Below are 17,286 nucleotides of genomic sequence, written 5' to 3'. Positions count from 1 at the left end.
AATAACTTATAATAATTCTTTAAGGGTAAATTTAGTTAATAATTTTTTTTATAAAACGCTCTTTTTGTTAAAACCCCTTTGAATTTTTTGCCTCTTATTAATATTTGAACTTCATTATTTATTAAGGCATGCGAATTATTGATGTATGCAAAAGCTATAGCTTGTTGTTTAGTTGGAGACCAACTGCCGCTTGTGATAGTCCCAATATTTTCTTCACCTTTAAAAACTGCACAACCTTTTCTTCCTATTGCTTTACCTTCTATAGAGAGACCAACTAACTTTTTTTGAATACCTAATCTTGACTGCTCTTCAAGAAATCTTCTTCCAAAGAATTCGTGATTATTTTCTAGATGTACTAGCCAGCCTAACCCCGCTTCATATGGAGAAGTTTCTTCATTTATGTCTTGACCATAAAGATGCATGCCTGCTTCAAGTCTAAGAGTATCTCTAGCTCCTAAACCACAAGGTGCAACATTTTTGGAAATTGAGAAATCCCATAAATTAATTGCTGCTTTTTTAGATAAAAGTATTTCTAGACCATTTTCTCCTGTATATCCTGTTTTTGAAAAGAAAATTTTTTCTTTAGGCGAAATATGTTCAAAAATTTTATATTCGCATCCAAAGTTAGGGATATGTGAGATCGAAGATTCAATCCATTCTTCAAATATATCGAATGAGTTTTTTCCCTGTAGTGCTAAAAGTACTTTATCTTTTTTAAAGTTTGTTATCGAAATTTCATATTTATTTAAATTATTTTTTATCCACTTAAAATCTTCTTCATATCTACTTGCATTAACTATTAACAATAATTCTGATATGTCATTTTCTTGTATACCAAGGTCATAAATTATTAAGTCATCTATTATGCCTCCTTTATCATTGAGCATTACTGTATAAAGCCCCTGACCTTCAGAAAAGGAGTATAAATTAGTAGGAAAAAGTTTTTGAATATAATCCTTTGGATTGATTCCCTTAACAGATATCACACCCATGTGAGAAATATCAAATAATCCTGCTGAAGATCTAACTGATTCATGCTCTTTAATTAATCCTGAAAATGATATGGGCATTTCCCAACCTGCAAAATCAACTAATTTTGCATTGGATTCAACATATTTTGAATAAAGAGGACTTTTTAGCAAATCCATGAAATATTTAGTTTGTATTTAGTATTTTTACACTGTAGTTTAGAAATTTTTTATTGCATATTATCTAATGACAAAATTAAGCTTCTAAGTACTTTGGCTGCAACTATGCTACTTACTCCGCTCTTATCAATTTCTGGAGATAATTCCACAATATCTGAAGCAACAATTCTAAAGTCTTTTAAAGTTTTCAGTATTTCTTCAAAATCATTCCAAAAAAATCCTCCCGGTTCTGGAGTGCCCGTCCCTGCTAATAAACTGGGATCAAACCAATCTAAATCTATTGTTAAATAGATTGGAGAATTAGCGTATGGTAGAAGAGCTTGTTTTAACTCATGTGCATTTTCGCCTGGACAAAAGTTAACTAATTGGTTGTTGTAATGCATAATTTCAAATTCTTCCTTAGTCCCACTTCTAATTCCTACTTGCAAAATTTTCTTTTCAGGTAGCACTTCTAGGCATCTTTTCATAGTACAAGCATGACTATGTTCATTTCCTATATATGATTCTCTTAAATCTGCATGAGCATCAAGTTGAACCAATATCAAATCTGGAAATTTTTTTACTAATGCTTCAATAGCACCTCTTGTTATAGAGTGTTCGCCTCCAAGCATAATAGGAATTAGGCTTTTACTAATTAAATAATTTGTTGCTGATTTAACCGATTCAATAACGGACTTTGAGTCATTTTTATCAATTAGTATTGATCCAAAATCAACATACATAATATCCTCTAAGTCTTTTTTTATTTTTGGACAATATGTTTCTAAACAAGAACTGACTTGTCTTATTGCTTCTGGACCAAATCTTGCTCCTGGTTTAAACGAACATGTCCCATCATAATTAACTCCAAATATACCAATTGAGCAATTCTCAGGACTTCTTTTTGCTCCCATATAAATTGCATTTTCGTTATCAAATATATTTTTTGTCATCTTATGAATCTAGTTCTTTTATAATTTTATTTGGCATCATTTTGAATGCTGCATTTTGAAAATTTAAATTCCAAATTTCACATCCTTTTTCTATTTTTAGGGCCTCATCATAATTTTGCTTTGATAAATTTAGATCTTCTGAAGAAGCGAATGTCCAACTCCAAATCCCGCTTGGATATATAGGTACAAAGGAATACATAGTTTCAGAAACTTTAAATATATTTTTTAGGTTTTTCAAAATATTTATGTGAATATTTTTGAAGGATTCAGGAGATTCGCTTTGCGTTGCTAATATCCCCTTTGGTGTAAGTATTCTTTTACATTCTTCATAAAAATAATCTGAAAATAATAAATTTGAAAATTCTGAGGGATCTGAACAATCTATAAATATAACGTCGTAAAAATTATCTCTTGTTTTTTTTACCCATTTAACACCATCATCAATATGTATTTCTAATCTTTTGTCATTCCATGCTTCGCCTCCAATTTCTTTTAGAAATTTTTTAGATATTTTGATTACCTCCTCATCAATTTCTACTAGATCAATTTTTGATATTTGAGAATATTTAACGCATTCTCTTACAGTACCACCGTCACCACCGCCAATAATTAGTACACTAGATTTTTCGTCAATGCTACTTAATGCGGGATGCACAAGACACTCATGATAATATTTCTCGTCTTTTAATGATGTCATCCAGCAACCATCTAACATTAAAGCTCTACCATAATATTCATTTTCAATAACAATAATTTCTTGATATTTTGAGGTTTTTTTAATTAGAATTTTCCCATTTAGGCCGAATCTTGAGCCTTTATGATATTCATCTATCCATGTTGTAATATTTTTCATTTGCTTTTAGGAATTTTCTCCTCCAGTTTTTGCTTGGCTATTTGCCAAAGCCTTTGAAAGTCTTTGGGAGTTTGTTTTTTAATATTATCTCCTGCATGCTCTTCGACGATTGAAAATCTATCTAAAAATTTTATATTAGTTTTTTGAAGAGCTGAATCAGGATTTATTTTTAAAAAGTTTGAGAGATTCAGAAGGGTAAAGTAAATATCCCCAAATTCATTTTTTATATCTGAATCATTTTTGCATTTAATTGCCTCTTTTAATTCGTTTATCTCTTCTTCTAACTTTTTAAAAATCTCATCAGTACTTTCCCACTTGAAACCATGTTCTTTAACAACATTTGTGATTTTATCTGTACCAATCGTTGGAGGTAAATTTTTAATTTTCAAATTTAAATTTCTACTAATTGAAGATTTCATATGAGGTGCTTCTTTTTCTAAATTTTTTATATTTCCCCATATCTGTTGTGATTTTTTTAATGATACTTTTTCTTTTTTGTTAAAAATATATGGATGTCTATTAATAATTTTCTTATTTAGATTTTTTATAACATCATTTAGTTCAAATTCTTTTTCTTCGTAACCGATTTCAGCATGAAGCATTACTTGTAATAAAAGATCTCCTAACTCTTCACATATGTTATCTGTATTTTTTTCATATATCGCATCTATAAATTCATTACTTTCTTCATACAAAAATGGGATCAACGATATATGAGACTGTATTTTCTGCCATGGGCAACCCCAAGTTTTATCTTTTAATGCTTTGATATTAGATATTAAGATTTTAAAACTATTTATAGTCTCTAAATCGGAATTGTTTTCCAATTTATATCTATTGTTTGAGGACATAGGATATATTTTATTAATTCAATTTTGCCTCAATCATGAAATATTTAAATACTTAGTATAAATTTTTCAACTTCATCTATTAGAATGATTTATCATGAGGGCGATTAGCTCAGCGGTAGAGCGCCTGCCTTACAAGCAGGATGTCCCTGGTTCGAACCCTGGATCGCCCATTTATTATTTTTCTAATGACTGAGATCGTCAATCTTTCAATCAGTCAAAGCGCTGCTTCAGAACTATCTAGGCAAGCTTCTTTTGGAGGTTCTCCAGGAGAAATGTCGATTGATTTGGTAGAGGATAAAAATTGTTCCGAAGGATGGATGCATATTAAATTAAGGCCAGGTACATCTAATGGATCCCCTATTTCAAGAACTGAAGGAGTAACTTTATACGCGGATGTAAAAAAGTTTAATTTACTGAAAGATTTAAAATTAGATTATTACGGTGATTTGAGCGGTGGTGGATTTCTTATTTCAACACCAAAAAATGCAAAACGTTGTTCCTGTGGTTCTGGCTTCAAACTTTTGTAGAATGTATGTGTCTTTTTTTTCAAACTAATATTATTTTCATTAATTGGCTGCTCTCAAGATAAAATAAACAAAAAGTTTATTGAAATAAAATTTGCACATGACAGAGATGAATGATCAATTATCTTTAGAGAATTATTCACCTTTTGAAGTAGAGAAAAAGTGGCAAGAAAAATGGGAAAGTCTAAAGGCGTTTAGTCCTAACCCTGATGATGATGGAGAGCCTTTTTGTGTTGTTATTCCGCCACCAAATGTAACTGGATCTTTGCATATGGGACATGCATTTAATACCGCTTTGATAGATGTTGTAGTACGTTTTCAAAGACTTTTAGGTAAGAATGTTTTGTGTTTACCAGGAACTGATCATGCTTCAATAGCTGTTCAAACTATTCTCGAAAAACAATTAAAAAGCGAAGGTAAAACAAGCGAGGATATTGGAAGAGATGAATTTCTTAAAAGAGCATGGAACTGGAAAGAACAAAGTGGTGGAAGAATAGTTTCTCAATTAAAAAGGATAGGATATTCAGTTGACTGGAGTAGAGAAAGATTTACTCTTGATCAAAAATTAAATGAAGCAGTTATTGAGGCTTTTAATATTCTCTATAAAAAGAATTTAATTTATAGAGGCGAATATTTGGTTAATTGGTGCCCTGAATCTCAATCTGCTGTAAGTGATCTTGAAGTTGAAATGCAAGAAGTAAATGGTCATTTATGGCATTTTAAATACCCTTTAATTTCTGAAAGTGGTGAACAGTTAGATAAGTACTTAGAAGTTGCGACAACAAGACCAGAAACTCTTTTGGGTGATACTGCTGTTGCAGTTAATCCTAATGATGATAGATATAAAGAATTTATTGGTGTCAAAGTAAAAGTCCCTTTTGTTGATAGAGAAATACCTATTATCGCTGATTCACATGTTGATAAAGATTTTGGTACGGGTTGTGTGAAGGTTACTCCAGCCCATGATCCAAATGATTTTGCAATAGGAAAAAGGCATAATTTAAAACAGATTAATGTAATGAACAAAGATGGAACTTTAAATATTAATGCAGGTATTTTTCAAAATTTAGATAGATATGAGGCTAGAAAGAAAATTATCAAAGAATTGGATAACTTAGGCCTTTTGACAAAGATAGAGGATTATAAACATACTGTTCCTTTTTCTGATAGAGGTAAGGTGCCAATTGAACCTTTATTGTCAACACAATGGTTTTTGAAAATGGATGATATATCACAAGGATGTCTTAATGAAATTGATTCTAAAAAACCATCGTTTATTCCTCCACGCTGGGAGAAAGTTTATAAGGATTGGTTAGAGAATATTAACGATTGGTGTATCAGTCGGCAATTGTGGTGGGGGCACCAAATACCAGCATGGTATGTTTTAGATGACTCTCAAGACTCAATAGAACAAAATACTCCATATATCGTTGCGAGAAATGAAGAAGATGCCTTAATCGAAGCTAATAAAAAATTTGGATTAAATATTAAATTGGTTCGTGATAAAGATGTTTTGGATACATGGTTTTCAAGTGGTTTATGGCCTTTTTCAACCCTTGGTTGGCCAAATACAAATGATCCGGATTTTAAAAAATGGTATCCAAATAATGTTCTTGTTACTGGTTTCGATATTATTTTCTTCTGGGTGGCCAGAATGACAATGATGGGGAATACTTTTACGAATAATATTCCTTTTAAGGATGTTTATATTCATGGTCTAGTTCGAGATGAAAACAATAAAAAAATGAGTAAAAGTTCAGGTAATGGTATTGATCCAATACTATTAATTGATAAATATGGTTCTGATGCTCTACGATTTGCTTTAATTCGAGAAGTTGCAGGCGCTGGACAAGATATCCGGCTTGATTTTGATAGGAAAAAAGATACATCTTCAACTGTTGAAGCTTCAAGAAATTTTGCTAATAAATTATGGAATGCAACTAAATTTGTGTTAATTAATAAAACTTCTAACAATAATTATTCGCTTAATGAGAGTGATGAAAATGCTTTAGAGTTATGTGATAAGTGGATTTTATCGAAATTGAATCAGGTAAATATAAAAGTCGCTGTTTTGTTGAAAGAATATAAATTGGGAGAATCTGCGAAACTTCTATATGAATTTGCATGGAATGATTTTTGTGACTGGTATGTAGAATTTGCTAAACAAAGGTTTAATAATAAAGAGACTAAAAATAGACAAATATCTGAAAAAGTTTTAATAAAAGTGCTCAATGATATTTTGGTAATGATTCATCCTTTTATGCCGCACATTACTGAGGAACTTTGGCATGTGCTGCAACTAAAACCAGATAATGCATTATTATCTCTTCAAAAATGGCCAATTCACGAAAATAAATTTGTTGATAATAAGCTTGATAATTCCTTTCAGCAACTCTTTGAAATTATTAGGCTGATTAGAAATTTGAGAGCTGAATTAGGTCTTAAGCCATCAGAAAAAGGTCCTGTATATTTAATTTCAGACAATGATGAATTGATTGATTTTTTAAAAACTTTAGTTGACGATATTCAAACCTTAACTAAATCTTCTGAAGTATTTATTTTTAAAACTAATGCTGTTGATAAAAAAGAGTTTGCTAAATCTTTTTCTGGGATAATTAGTGATTTAGAGGTTTACTTACCTTTTCAGGATTTTGTAAATATAGATGCATTAAAGGAAAGGTTAACCAAGGATTTAAAAAAGGTGACTATTGAATTAGAAAATTTAAATAAGAGATTATCTAATAAAAATTTCGTTGATAAGGCTCCAAAAGATATTGTTGATGAATGCAGATTTAAATTAAATGAGGGTTCGGCGCAAAAGGAGAGAATTACAAAAAAACTCGAACTATTGAATTGAGAATGAATATATTCCTAGAAAATATTTATAATTTGTCTTTTTTTTTTAATACTGGAATCGGCATCTTATCGTTTGTTTTTATTTATATTTTAATTGTTTTATTAATACTTCCAGCTTCTTGGTTATCTTTATTATCAGGTTTTTTATATGGTTCATATTTAGGATCAATTATCGTTTTCATTTCCGCTTCCATTGGGGCATCAGTTGCATTTTTTTTATCAAAAACTTTTTTTGCAAAAAAGCTAAAAAACCTTTTTAGCCTTTATCCAAAATTAAGTGTTATGGAGAAAGTAGTAGAAAAAGGCGGACTTAAATTAATTTTTTTAGCGAGATTATCTCCGATATTTCCATTTAGTATTCTAAATTATTTTTATGGTTTGAATAATATTAAATTTAGAGATTTCTCCCTTGGCCTTCTTGGAATTATTCCAGGAACTTTTCTTTATTGTTCAATAGGTAGTTTGGCAAAAAGTCTCCAGGAGTTAAAAAATGTGCAATCACCAAATAATTTGTATTTGACTATCATTGGAATTATTTCAACTTCTTTAGTCGTATATTTTTTAGCTAAATATTCCAGAGAATATTTTGAAAACTCCTAAGAATTTAATCTTAAATATTCCAATCTCTAATAGATGCAATTAAGATAAACCAAAATAGCCTAACTTTACCTGACAAAGTTTTATTGGCTTCTAATTCGATATATTTTGCCTGTCCACAAGGTGTTTTTATGTAGTTGAAAACTGTTTTCTGTGTCATAAGTCTCTCAAAAGTCCTCATAATTATTTTTATATTTTATAGCCAATATTTTAAGTTTTTTTATTTAAAAACCACATTTATCATTGACTACTTTGTTGAATAATTTTTTAAAATTTAAACTTTTTCTCCAGCTTTAAATCCTCTAAAGCATTTGAATCTAGGAAACCTAAGACTAAAAGCCACTCCATCCTTAGATTTAGTTTTTGCATCAGCTCTGATTTCTACAAGTTGACCAAGGAGATGCTTGCGTTTTGACCAATATTCTTCACGTTGGATATCACTAAATCCGCTTCCGCAACTAAGACTGTATTCATACCCATCATCTTCCCCTTCTACCAAGATTGCTCCCAGTCTACCTTTATTGCGACCTGTGCCTTCCTCTACAGATACAACTTTTAAAGTGACTTCAATGAAAGGTTTTGCTTTTAACCAACTATGTGTTCTTTTACATTCATACATACCATCTGGATCTTTAATCATTACTCCTTCATATCCACCTTCCACTGCAGATTTATTAAGCTCTACAAATCTTTTCTGTCCCTGAATAGTATCGAGATCTACATTCTCCCATTCAAGTGTTTGTATATGTTTTAGAAGCAAAGAATGTTTTGCTACCCATTTTTTAACTAATAAACTTCTTGCTGTTTGTTTGGTGTTCCATCTCCCTTTTTGGAAGTTTTCAAGGGGACATAAATCAAATAGGTGGAGAACTGCGTCTTTGGTTTGTTTGCCATCTTTTCTATGTACCTGTTTCATTAAATCTTGAAAGTTAGCGCTCATTACTTCTCCATCGAGTACTAAGTCATAAGGTGCTGGGTCTTCTTTTAAGACGTTTTCTATTTCTAAGATAATATGCCCAAAATTATGGAATTGTTTCCCATTACGAGAAAACATTTCTACTTTATTTTGTCTAATAATAGTTAAGACGCGTACACCATCTAATTTGATTTCAATTTGCTTCTTTCCGATCATTTTTTTTTCATGATTTGCACTGTCATGAGCTAAAGGACAAGAAAAAATAGGAATAGCATATTTGGGAAATTTCTTTGCTATCTTGTTGATTGTTTTTTCAGATACACCACATCTAAGATCTTTAATTAAAACTCGTCTGTAAAATCCATTCCACTCTTCTTTTGTTGCAGATTCCATAGCTGTAAGAATTGCATCGCGAGCAGCGTGACCAGTAAGTTCTCTTTGCATAAGCTTATTGGCTAATTTTCTAAAATCTTCCCATAAAAAATTTTGACTTTTTTCACTCTCTTTCTCAGGAACAATTTTTACACCAAAAGTTACCAATGGATCAAGTGCCATACGGATACCTTCAAAAAAATCATCTATACCATCTTCCATTGCTTCTGAGATGATTTTTTCTTTATCTAATCTACTTGGGTGTAATTCTAATTGATGTATTATTTCTTCTTTAAACAATTCTTTTTGCCTCACAAGAAATTATTAATTCACTTTAGCTATTCTGTCTATTTTCCAATCATTGTCAGTTTTTGCGAAAGTAAAATCTAATGGGAGCTCATCTTGTTTGTCTTCTGATTTTAAATTCAAAGTTATTATGATTTGATCTTCTTGGACTCTAGGTCTTCCTGATTTTAAATTTCTGTATTTATTGAGGTTTAAACTAGCTAAAAATTTCAGAAAGTCTTGGCGCTTAACATGAGTTTTATAAGTTTTTGTAGTCAAACCATACGCTGCATCAATTCTGCCAGCAGCGATTTGATCAAAAAACTTTCTTACTAATGGGTTAATTCCTCTGGCGCTTATAACTAATTTGACTGCATTAAAAGTCCAAAAAGAAACTAGTACTGCTCCGCCAACTAATAATGCTTTAATTCCGATATCTTTAACTAGTGTTGCATCCATGTTGATTTAAGTTTTTTATTACTTTAAGAAAAGAAATCGTTTTTGATGGCTTTTTTTGTCAAAATAATACTAATTTTAATCCATAATGCCTGTAATTCCTCTTTTACCTTTATTTCATAAATTTAATAGTCAATATTTTGAAAATTCTTTAGCGGTTAATAATCAACCTTTAGTAAAAGTTAGATGGAGTGACAATAGATTAAAAACTACTGCTGGTTGTTATAAAAGAAAACTAATTAATGGTCTTGTAGATTCTGAAATTATCTTATCGAAACCTATTTTGAGTAAATTATCTACTAGTGAAATAAACAGCACTTTATGTCATGAAATGATTCATGTATGGGTAGATAGGATATTAAAAAAAAATGAGATACATGGTCCAAATTTCTTAGAAAAGATGAATGAAATTAATGAGAAAGAGAAGAATTTTCAAATTTCTGTAAGGCATTCATTTCCTATCGAAAGGAGAGAATTAAAATGCATAGGAACTTGTCAAAATTGTGGTGAGCAATTTTTCTATAGGAAAAGAATAAAGAATATTGCCTGTAAAAAATGTTGTGTAAATTTCTTTAATGGATCATGGAATAAAAAGTGTTTAATTTTGTTTGATTAAAAATATAAGATGTGTTTTTGTTTCTATATTTGGAATTATTTATTTTTTTAATGTAATTTATATTTTAAAAAGCATAATAATTTATGGATTCAAGGAGAATTAGAAATCTTAGAAATAGTTTTGATAGAAATATTGTTGATAAACAAGTTGATAAAATTTTTGAAACTGGCAGACAATTCGTTGATGGAGTATCTGGTGCTAGGCCAGGCAAAAGAAGGAACTCAGATTTTCAAGGAATAACAAGTAAGAGTGTTAAAAAAGTAGGGAGATGGGTATCTGAAAAAGTGGATTTATTTTTTGATGAAGATAATGATGATTGGTATGATGATAATTTTTACGATAATAACAGCGATATTAAGACATTTACTAGAGATTCAAATTCTTATCAATCTTCTAAACCGCACTCAAAAAGACTTTTAGAAGCAATATCTTTAAGGCAACCTAAAAAATTACAGAAAACTGAGCAAAAAAAATTACCTTATGTGAAAGAGAGTAATGATGAAGATTGGCCAGATGAAATGGATTTCAAAGTTGAAAGATGGCAAAGAGCTTCAGAAAAAGAGAATCCTATATCAAGAGATAAATTAATTCAACAAGGTCAATCAAAATCAAGAAATCTTCCCAGATCAAGAAGAAGAAGAAGAGTATAGTTTCGTAAATTCTTTAATTCCTGAATAACCTAATAAACTTTCTAAATGTGGATTGAAGACTTCTCTAATAATTGTTAGGGGCTTTTTGTCTCGAAAAAACCTATAATTCCTTGACCAGAATGGGCCTTTAAAACAAAATTGATCTTCTAACCAATTTGAATTAACAAGTGAAATTCGATCAACTTCTCTAAACAATTCTGATCTGTCTTGTGTCAAATTCTTCCAAATTGGTTCTTCTTTGGCTTTTAAATTTTCATTCACTTGTTCTGCATTCCACCAACTTTCAGCCCATGCTAGGTTTTTATTATTATTTTTAATCCATACTTGTCTTCTAATTAAAGGGCCATTTAACTGATTTAATTCTTTAGGACCTTCTTCAATGAATAGAGGATCTACTTGCATTGAAATTAATTTAATTTTCGTCTCTTGATTAGTTAAAAGCTGTAGATGTCTAGTTGGACTTCCATCCCCAAGCAGCATTAATTTCCATGGACCAGATATTTTTGGTAATGAATTTTTCACTAAAAAAGTAGAGGCTTTTTCTTCCCATAAAATTTTTGGTGAGTTAAAAAGTTTACTATTCAGTGCTCTGACGGATTGCTGTTAAGATGATAACTTTTTTTTGACAAAAATATTTGCCTTTTCTTTCTTTATTTCTCTTATTTTTAGCCAAACAAGTAATGCAGTTAAATCAGCTTTGCTTACTCCAGGAATTTTTGAAGCATCACCAAAATTTTTAGGCTTTATCTTATTCAAATTTTCTCTAGCTTCTAAAGATAATGTATCTATTTTCTCATAATTTATTTCTTGAGGAAGAGATTTACAGCTTTGACGATCTATTTGTTCAATGTTGTTTTTTTGTCTTTTAAGATAACCCTCGTATTTAATATCTATTTCAACACCTTCTTGTATTGAAGAACCTAGATTTTTTTCATTCAAATTATATTTAATTAGATCTGAATAATGAAAGTTTGGTCTTTTTAAGAGCTCTTTCAAAGTTGTTGAGCCTTTGATTTTTGATCCAGTATCTAATTCTATTTTTTTTGATATTTCATCGGTATTTTTTAAACGGGTGTTATTTAATCTAAATTTCTCTTCCTCGAGGAGTTTCATTTTTTCTTGATAGGCAGACCATCTTTTCTCATCAATTAGTCCTATTTGATAACCTAATGGGGTTAATCTCCTATCTGCATTATCTCCTCTAAGGGTTAACCTATATTCACTTCTACTAGTAAGAACTCTGTATGGTTCTTTTAGATCTTTGCTAATTAAATCATTGATCATTGTTCCTATATAGCTGCTTTCTCTAGTGAAGATTATTGGGTCTTTTTTGTTTATTTTTCTTGTCGCATTGACCCCTGCAACTAATCCTTGTGCTGCTGCTTCTTCATAACCAGTAGTGCCATTAATTTGTCCAGCGCTAAATAAATATTCAATTTCTTTCGTTTCGAGTGATGTTTGGAGCTGTGTTGCAGGAATATATTCATACTCGACAGCATATGCTGGTCTCAACATTTTACATTCACTTAATCCAGGTAAGGTTCTTAAAAGTTCTAATTGAATATTTTCTGGTAAACCTGTAGAGAATCCTTGAACATATATTTCAGGGGTATTAATTCCTTCTGGTTCTAAGAAAATTTGATGAGATTCTTTATCAGCAAATTTAACTATTTTATCTTCAATAGATGGACAATATCTTGGCCCCTTACTATCAATAAAACCTCCGTAAATAGGGGTTAAATGTAAATTGTCTCGAATTAGTTTATGTGTTTTAGAAGTTGTTCTTGTGATATGACAACTAACTTGGGGCATATTATTTTTAATATCTGGGTCAAACGAAAAATATTTATCGGCTGCAGTACTAGGTTGAATATCTAATTCATCAAAAATGATACTTTTTTTGTCAACTCTCGCTGGAGTTCCTGTTTTTAAACGTTCTGTTTTGATACCAATTTCGTGTAAGTTTTGAGTAAGACCTTGTGCTGCTTGTTCACCCGATCTACCAGCTGACATTGATTTATTTCCTATCCATATTTTGCCTTCTAAAAAAGTACCAGCTGTGATGATAACTGATTTCGCTGAATAATAACTACCAAAGAATGTTTTTACACCCTTTATTCTTTTTTTTACGATTTTTTTTGAGTTCAATCCAATTTCTTCAGTTTTTGCGATATCTAGTTCAGTAATCATTGCTTCTTTTAAAGATAAATTATCTGTATTTTGTAGTATTTCGATCATTCTTTTTGAGTATTCCCGTTTATCTGTTTGAGCTCTTAATGCCCATACAGCAGGACCTCTACTTGCATTTAATATTCTTTTTTGTATCGCTGTCTCATCAGCTAATTTTCCAATAATGCCTCCTAATGCATCAATTTCATGCACTAACTGACTTTTTGCTGGCCCGCCAACTGCAGGGTTACAAGGTTGCCAAGCAATTCTATCTAAATTGATTGTAAATAAGGCTGTAGAAAACCCTAATTTTGCTGTTGTTATAGCTGCTTCGCATCCTGCATGTCCTCCTCCAATAACGATGATGTCAAAAGATTCATTTGTTGCTTGATGATCTTGCATTTCAGGATCGATTTAATTAGCTAAATTCCTAAATCTCGTAAATTGAGGTTCAAATAATAATTTAACAGTTCCTACGGGCCCATTTCTATGTTTGGTGACTATAATCTCTGTTATTCCTCTATCTTCAGTCTCTGGATTATAGTATTCATCTCTATAAATCATTAATACTAAATCTGCGTCTTGTTCAATAGAACCTGATTCTCTTAGATCGCTTAACATTGGTCTTTTATTTGTTCTAGACTCTACTCCTCTACTAAGTTGAGACAAAGCAACTACTGGGACTTTTAATTCTCTGGCCATGCTTTTAAGACCTCTTGTTATCCGTGAAAGTTCCTGAACTCTATTATCCGGGGTCGTTCCTTCCATCAATTGGAGGTAATCAATCACAATCAATCCAAGTTCTTTTTTTTGTTCAGCTATTAATCTTCTGCATAGAGATCTCATTTCTAAAACACTTAAGTTAGGTTTGTCATCTATAAATATTGGTAATTGACCCAATGAGTTGATACCTTCTCCAAGTAAAGGCCATTCATCTTGTTGTAATCTTCCTGTTCTTAGCCTGCCACTTTCGATTCCAACTTCCATAGAAAGTAATCTATATGTCAATTGTTCTTTACTCATTTCAAGGCTAAATACGCACACAGGTAGATCTTGAGATTGCGCAACATTCTTAGCCAGGTTAAGAACTATTGAAGTTTTCCCCATTGAAGGCCTTCCAGCAACGATTATTAAATCACTTCTCTGAAAGCCTTGAGTCATCGCATCAAGGTCGTAAAAATTTACGGGAATTCCAGCTACTGAGGTTCCTAACGATCTCGACTCTATTTCATTGAAAGTACTTGTAAGGATTTCAGCTGCTTGAGTTAGACCTTTTGAAGGTTTTTCTTGACTAATTTCAAATATTTTTTGCTCCGCTTTATCTAAAACTTCATTAGTATCTTGAGTCTGATCAAAACCTAGTTGAACCACCTCATTTCCAGATCTGATAAGTTGCCTTCGCATGAATTTGTCGTTAATTAAATTAGCAACTTGTTCTATGGAAGCTGTAGAGGATACATTTTCTACTAGCTCTACTAATTTGTTGTTCCCTCCAATTTTTTCTAGTGATCCATTATCTGCTAACCATGCACTCATTGATGTTAAATCAGTTGGTTTTCCCTGGGTATGCAACATTAATGCTGTTCTAAAAATCTCTTGATGAGCATGTATATAAAAAGCTTCAGGTTTAATTAAGTCTGCAATTCTGCCGATCGCGTCTGGGTCAAGGAGAATGCCTCCAAGAACAGCTTCCTCAGCTTGAATATTTTGAGGAGGTACTAATCCAGAATTTTCACTATTAAAATCTTTTTTAAAGTTTTTATTTTGCCCATTATTTGGAAAAGGTACGGAAACCATATATTTAATTGCTTAGATATATACTCTGGCTACTTTTCAAAATAATGCAACAAATTGATTAACTTGTTACTTCAATATTCACTTCTGCATTTACTTCTTGATGTAATTTTATTTTTGCAGTAAAGGAACCTAAATTATGAATATCAGGAACTGTGATGTTTCTTCTATCAATTTCTTTTTTAGTTGCTGCTTCTATTGCTTCGGCGACATCGCCATTGGTAACAGTTCCAAAAAGTACACCATCTTCACCAACCTGTTTTTTAATAGTAAATCTACCTATTGTTGATAATGAAGTTTGAAAATCTAAAGCTTCTTGCTTTAATTTGTCTGCAGCAATTTTTGCTTTTTCTTTTTTCCTTTCAATTTGTTTAAGAACAGCTGGTGTGACATTCATTGCCTTGCCATAAGGTAATAGAAAATTTCTTGCATATCCAGGTGCTACTTCAACTAGGTCACCTTCTTTACCGAGCGATGCGATTGATTCAGTTAATGCGACTTGTACTCTTTTAGCCATGAAAATATTGAACAATATATTTAATAATAAGACCTTGAGGGTAACTTTATTTTTCTTGCAAGACCAAATTTTGCAAGAATCTTAATATGTTCCCAAGTTAAATCTATTTGGCCTCTAAATAATCCTTGTTTTGCAGAGTTAGGAAATGCATGATGATTATTATGCCAACCCTCTCCAAATGTTAACGCGGCAACCCAGGCATTGTTTTTGGAAGAATCACCACTGTCAAAAGGCGACTTGCCCCAACAATGTGTTGCCGAGTTTACTAGCCAAGTTATGTGATAAACCACCACAAGTCTCAATGGAATTCCCCAAAGGACTAGATCCCAACCTCCAACTCCTAATTTTTGACCTATTGCGTACAAAGATAGTCCAATAGGAATTTGTAAGAATAAAAAATATTTATTTAGAAATCTATAATATGGATCTTTAATTAAATCTGCACTTAGTTTTGGAACTGTTTTGAGTGCTTCAACGTCTTTAAACATCCAACCCATGTGACTCCACCAAAACCCCTTTTTACTATTGTGATGGTCTACTTCAGTATCTGAAAAAGAATGGTGATGCCTATGTAAACCTACCCAATCTATAGGTCCATGTTGGCAACTAATGGCTCCGCAGGTAGCGAAAAATCTTTCTAACCATCTTGGAACTATAAACGATCTGTGCGATAACAACCTGTGATATCCAAGAGTGACCCCCAGACAAGCAGTTAACCAGTAAAAAAATAATAATGATACTACTGCAGGAATACTCCAAAATTTTGGTTGTATAGCTATAAGAGAAAGAATATGAATTGCCACCATGAAAACAATTGTTCCCCAAGTTTTATGGAGCCTAGGAGGATATTTTTTTGAATGGCTGGAAGGTTCCAGTAATTTTTCTGAAAGTTCTATAACTTTTTCAGCTGGAACAGGTTTTTTTAATTTTGCTGTTTCTTGGAAAATTACTGAATTCATAATATTGAAATACTATTTTCAAAAATACCGATATGTAATATTATCATACTATACTATTGATCAGTATAATTATCTGTGAGTCTCGGGTATCGCGATAAATTAATTAGAGGTCGAAGAGCTATGGCTCATTTGATTCATCTCTGGCATGAGAGAAATGGTTGGTCACATAGGGTTTTGCCATTACTTGCTGAAATTCTTGACTTAGGTAAGGTACATAATTCTCAAATCTCCAATCTTAGAAATGGAAAGTTATCTTCGCCAGGGCCTGAAGTTTTTCTTGCTTTAGCTCAAGTTAATACGATACTTGATCAAGGGATAGAAAAAATCAGGGATCGTTTAGAAGGTAATCACCCAGAGTTATGGAAATCATTGCAAGAATCGGCATTACCCTTAAAAAATGATTCTGGTAATCCATTGTCGGCAGGAGAGTTATTTGAGATTTTTGCAGGATTAAAATCTCTACCTTCTTCTTTTGACTGGTACATAGAAGATGAAGAAGCTTCTGCTTTAAGTGATGCCTTATCAGTGCATTTTTGTCAGAATAAGGCTTGGAGATCATGCAAAATTCAAGTAATGCAAGCTTATGCTATAACTAAATCTTCTCGCAGAGAGCGCTTTGCTGAGGTAATAGCAGGAATTAGAGACTATACAGCAGAAGAATTAGATGGAGAACTACTTGATTTATATGAGGCTTCAAAAAAACTCTCTTATTTTGCTGGGAGAGGACCTAATGCTTTCCTCGCAGAATTAAGAGATTTAGCTTCCGAGAATCAAGATGATTTTTCATAATA

The 17,286-nt window shown here is 31.7% G+C and carries 18 protein-coding genes and 1 tRNA gene; 7 read left to right on the top strand and 12 right to left on the bottom strand.

Features of this window, described 5'->3' with window-relative positions; genetic code table 11:
• Positions 1-35 precede the first annotated feature (35 nt).
• From gcvT to mazG, 4 genes are read right to left on the bottom strand one after another with little or no spacing between them, the layout of a single operon-like run.
• Positions 36-1,148 carry a glycine cleavage system aminomethyltransferase GcvT gene (gene gcvT / locus EU96_RS05505; RefSeq protein WP_032526424.1) on the bottom strand — a complete coding sequence of 371 codons (1,113 nt, stop codon included), beginning with the start codon at positions 1,146-1,148 and terminating at the stop codon, positions 36-38.
• Positions 1,149-1,198: 50 nt separating this feature from the next.
• A complete protein-coding gene (speB, locus tag EU96_RS05510; protein WP_032526423.1) occupies positions 1,199-2,080 on the bottom strand; it encodes an agmatinase in 882 nt (293 codons plus the stop codon).
• Position 2,081: 1 nt separating this feature from the next.
• Positions 2,082-2,933 carry a polyamine aminopropyltransferase gene (speE, locus tag EU96_RS05515; protein ID WP_032526422.1) on the bottom strand — a complete coding sequence of 284 codons (852 nt, stop codon included), beginning with the start codon at positions 2,931-2,933 and terminating at the stop codon, positions 2,082-2,084.
• Complete coding sequence (gene mazG, locus EU96_RS05520) at positions 2,930-3,784, bottom strand: nucleoside triphosphate pyrophosphohydrolase (protein WP_032526421.1); 855 nt, start codon at positions 3,782-3,784, stop codon at positions 2,930-2,932. The genes speE and mazG overlap by 4 nt, the downstream gene beginning before the upstream one ends.
• A gap of 98 nt (positions 3,785-3,882) precedes the next feature.
• Between mazG and EU96_RS05525 the strand changes: the two genes are divergently transcribed.
• From EU96_RS05525 to EU96_RS05540, 4 genes are all read left to right on the top strand, one after another.
• Positions 3,883-3,954 (top strand) — tRNA-Val (locus EU96_RS05525).
• The gene (locus EU96_RS09775; protein ID WP_072014689.1) at positions 3,925-4,311 is read left to right on the top strand and encodes an AIR synthase; all 387 of its coding nucleotides are present in this window, start codon (positions 3,925-3,927) and stop codon (positions 4,309-4,311) included. The genes EU96_RS05525 and EU96_RS09775 overlap by 30 nt, the downstream gene beginning before the upstream one ends.
• Before the next feature lie 97 nt (positions 4,312-4,408).
• Positions 4,409-7,165: a valine--tRNA ligase gene (locus EU96_RS05535; protein WP_032526419.1), complete on the top strand. Its 2,757-nt coding sequence runs from the start codon at positions 4,409-4,411 to the stop codon at positions 7,163-7,165.
• Positions 7,166-7,167: 2 nt separating this feature from the next.
• On the top strand, positions 7,168-7,764 hold the full coding sequence (locus tag EU96_RS05540; RefSeq protein WP_032526418.1) for a TVP38/TMEM64 family protein: 597 nt from the start codon (positions 7,168-7,170) through the stop codon (positions 7,762-7,764).
• Positions 7,765-7,774: 10 nt separating this feature from the next.
• Here the strand turns inward: EU96_RS05540 and EU96_RS10210 are convergent, their stop codons facing one another.
• The 3 genes from EU96_RS10210 to EU96_RS05550 all read right to left on the bottom strand — a co-directional run bounded on the left by EU96_RS10210 (position 7,775) and on the right by EU96_RS05550 (position 9,793).
• A complete protein-coding gene (locus EU96_RS10210) occupies positions 7,775-7,921 on the bottom strand; it encodes a hypothetical protein (RefSeq protein WP_193741310.1) in 147 nt (48 codons plus the stop codon).
• Positions 7,922-8,035: 114 nt separating this feature from the next.
• A complete protein-coding gene (locus EU96_RS05545) occupies positions 8,036-9,349 on the bottom strand; it encodes an ATP-dependent DNA ligase (protein WP_032526470.1) in 1,314 nt (437 codons plus the stop codon).
• Between the two features lie 24 nt (positions 9,350-9,373).
• Positions 9,374-9,793 carry a hypothetical protein gene (locus EU96_RS05550; RefSeq protein WP_011819289.1) on the bottom strand — a complete coding sequence of 140 codons (420 nt, stop codon included), beginning with the start codon at positions 9,791-9,793 and terminating at the stop codon, positions 9,374-9,376.
• 85 nt (positions 9,794-9,878) lie between these two features.
• Between EU96_RS05550 and EU96_RS05555 the strand changes: the two genes are divergently transcribed.
• Positions 9,879-10,406, top strand: coding sequence for a SprT family zinc-dependent metalloprotease (locus EU96_RS05555; protein WP_032526417.1), 528 nt, complete (start codon positions 9,879-9,881; stop codon positions 10,404-10,406).
• Between the two features lie 83 nt (positions 10,407-10,489).
• The gene (locus tag EU96_RS05560) at positions 10,490-11,056 is read left to right on the top strand and encodes a hypothetical protein (protein WP_032526416.1); all 567 of its coding nucleotides are present in this window, start codon (positions 10,490-10,492) and stop codon (positions 11,054-11,056) included.
• Here the strand turns inward: EU96_RS05560 and EU96_RS05565 are convergent.
• Genes EU96_RS05565 through EU96_RS05585 form a run of 5 tightly spaced genes read right to left on the bottom strand, consistent with a single transcriptional unit; the run spans position 11,033 to position 16,495 of the window.
• On the bottom strand, positions 11,033-11,611 hold the full coding sequence (locus tag EU96_RS05565; RefSeq protein WP_193741313.1) for a chorismate lyase: 579 nt from the start codon (positions 11,609-11,611) through the stop codon (positions 11,033-11,035). The genes EU96_RS05560 and EU96_RS05565 overlap by 24 nt on opposite strands.
• A 48-nt stretch (positions 11,612-11,659) precedes the next feature.
• Positions 11,660-13,627, bottom strand: a complete 1,968-nt coding sequence (gene mnmG, locus EU96_RS05570) for a tRNA uridine-5-carboxymethylaminomethyl(34) synthesis enzyme MnmG (protein ID WP_032526415.1) — start codon at positions 13,625-13,627, stop codon at positions 11,660-11,662.
• Between the two features lie 12 nt (positions 13,628-13,639).
• Positions 13,640-15,022, bottom strand: coding sequence for a replicative DNA helicase (dnaB, locus tag EU96_RS05575; RefSeq protein ID WP_032526414.1), 1,383 nt, complete (start codon positions 15,020-15,022; stop codon positions 13,640-13,642).
• A 58-nt stretch (positions 15,023-15,080) separates the two neighbouring features.
• Positions 15,081-15,536, bottom strand: coding sequence for a 50S ribosomal protein L9 (rplI, locus tag EU96_RS05580; protein ID WP_032526412.1), 456 nt, complete (start codon positions 15,534-15,536; stop codon positions 15,081-15,083).
• A 20-nt stretch (positions 15,537-15,556) separates the two neighbouring features.
• Entirely contained in the window at positions 15,557-16,495 is a 939-nt protein-coding gene (locus tag EU96_RS05585) for an acyl-CoA desaturase (RefSeq protein ID WP_032526411.1), read from the bottom strand.
• 75 nt (positions 16,496-16,570) lie between these two features.
• Between EU96_RS05585 and EU96_RS05590 the strand changes: the two genes are divergently transcribed.
• The gene (locus EU96_RS05590) at positions 16,571-17,284 is read left to right on the top strand and encodes a hypothetical protein (protein ID WP_032526408.1); all 714 of its coding nucleotides are present in this window, start codon (positions 16,571-16,573) and stop codon (positions 17,282-17,284) included.
• Positions 17,285-17,286: the final 2 nt, after the last annotated feature.

This window comes from Prochlorococcus marinus str. MIT 9302 (assembly GCF_000759975.1).
In the GTDB taxonomy this organism is placed as follows: Bacteria; Cyanobacteriota; Cyanobacteriia; order PCC-6307; family Cyanobiaceae; genus Prochlorococcus_A; species Prochlorococcus_A marinus_M.
The sequence above is the reverse complement of the archived record's forward strand: the minus strand, read 5'-3'. Positions and strand labels throughout refer to the sequence as shown.

Excerpts from the sequence above, each read along its gene's own strand:
- mazG (WP_032526421.1), bottom strand. The coding sequence starts at position 3,784 with ATGTCCTCAAACAATAGATATAAATTGGAAAACAATTCCGATTTAGAG.
- speB (WP_032526423.1), bottom strand. The coding sequence starts at position 2,080 with ATGACAAAAAATATATTTGATAACGAAAATGCAATTTATATGGGAGCA.
- EU96_RS05555 (WP_032526417.1), top strand. The coding sequence starts at position 9,879 with ATGCCTGTAATTCCTCTTTTACCTTTATTTCATAAATTTAATAGTCAA.
- speE (WP_032526422.1), bottom strand. The coding sequence starts at position 2,933 with ATGAAAAATATTACAACATGGATAGATGAATATCATAAAGGCTCAAGA.
- gcvT (WP_032526424.1), bottom strand. The coding sequence starts at position 1,148 with ATGGATTTGCTAAAAAGTCCTCTTTATTCAAAATATGTTGAATCCAAT.
- dnaB (WP_032526414.1), bottom strand. The coding sequence starts at position 15,022 with ATGGTTTCCGTACCTTTTCCAAATAATGGGCAAAATAAAAACTTTAAA.
- EU96_RS09775 (WP_072014689.1), top strand. The coding sequence starts at position 3,925 with ATGTCCCTGGTTCGAACCCTGGATCGCCCATTTATTATTTTTCTAATG.
- EU96_RS05585 (WP_032526411.1), bottom strand. The coding sequence starts at position 16,495 with ATGAATTCAGTAATTTTCCAAGAAACAGCAAAATTAAAAAAACCTGTT.
- EU96_RS05535 (WP_032526419.1), top strand. The coding sequence starts at position 4,409 with ATGACAGAGATGAATGATCAATTATCTTTAGAGAATTATTCACCTTTT.
- EU96_RS05540 (WP_032526418.1), top strand. The coding sequence starts at position 7,168 with ATGAATATATTCCTAGAAAATATTTATAATTTGTCTTTTTTTTTTAAT.
- EU96_RS10210 (WP_193741310.1), bottom strand. The coding sequence starts at position 7,921 with ATGACACAGAAAACAGTTTTCAACTACATAAAAACACCTTGTGGACAG.
- EU96_RS05550 (WP_011819289.1), bottom strand. The coding sequence starts at position 9,793 with ATGGATGCAACACTAGTTAAAGATATCGGAATTAAAGCATTATTAGTT.
- rplI (WP_032526412.1), bottom strand. The coding sequence starts at position 15,536 with ATGGCTAAAAGAGTACAAGTCGCATTAACTGAATCAATCGCATCGCTC.
- mnmG (WP_032526415.1), bottom strand. The coding sequence starts at position 13,627 with ATGCAAGATCATCAAGCAACAAATGAATCTTTTGACATCATCGTTATT.
- EU96_RS05560 (WP_032526416.1), top strand. The coding sequence starts at position 10,490 with ATGGATTCAAGGAGAATTAGAAATCTTAGAAATAGTTTTGATAGAAAT.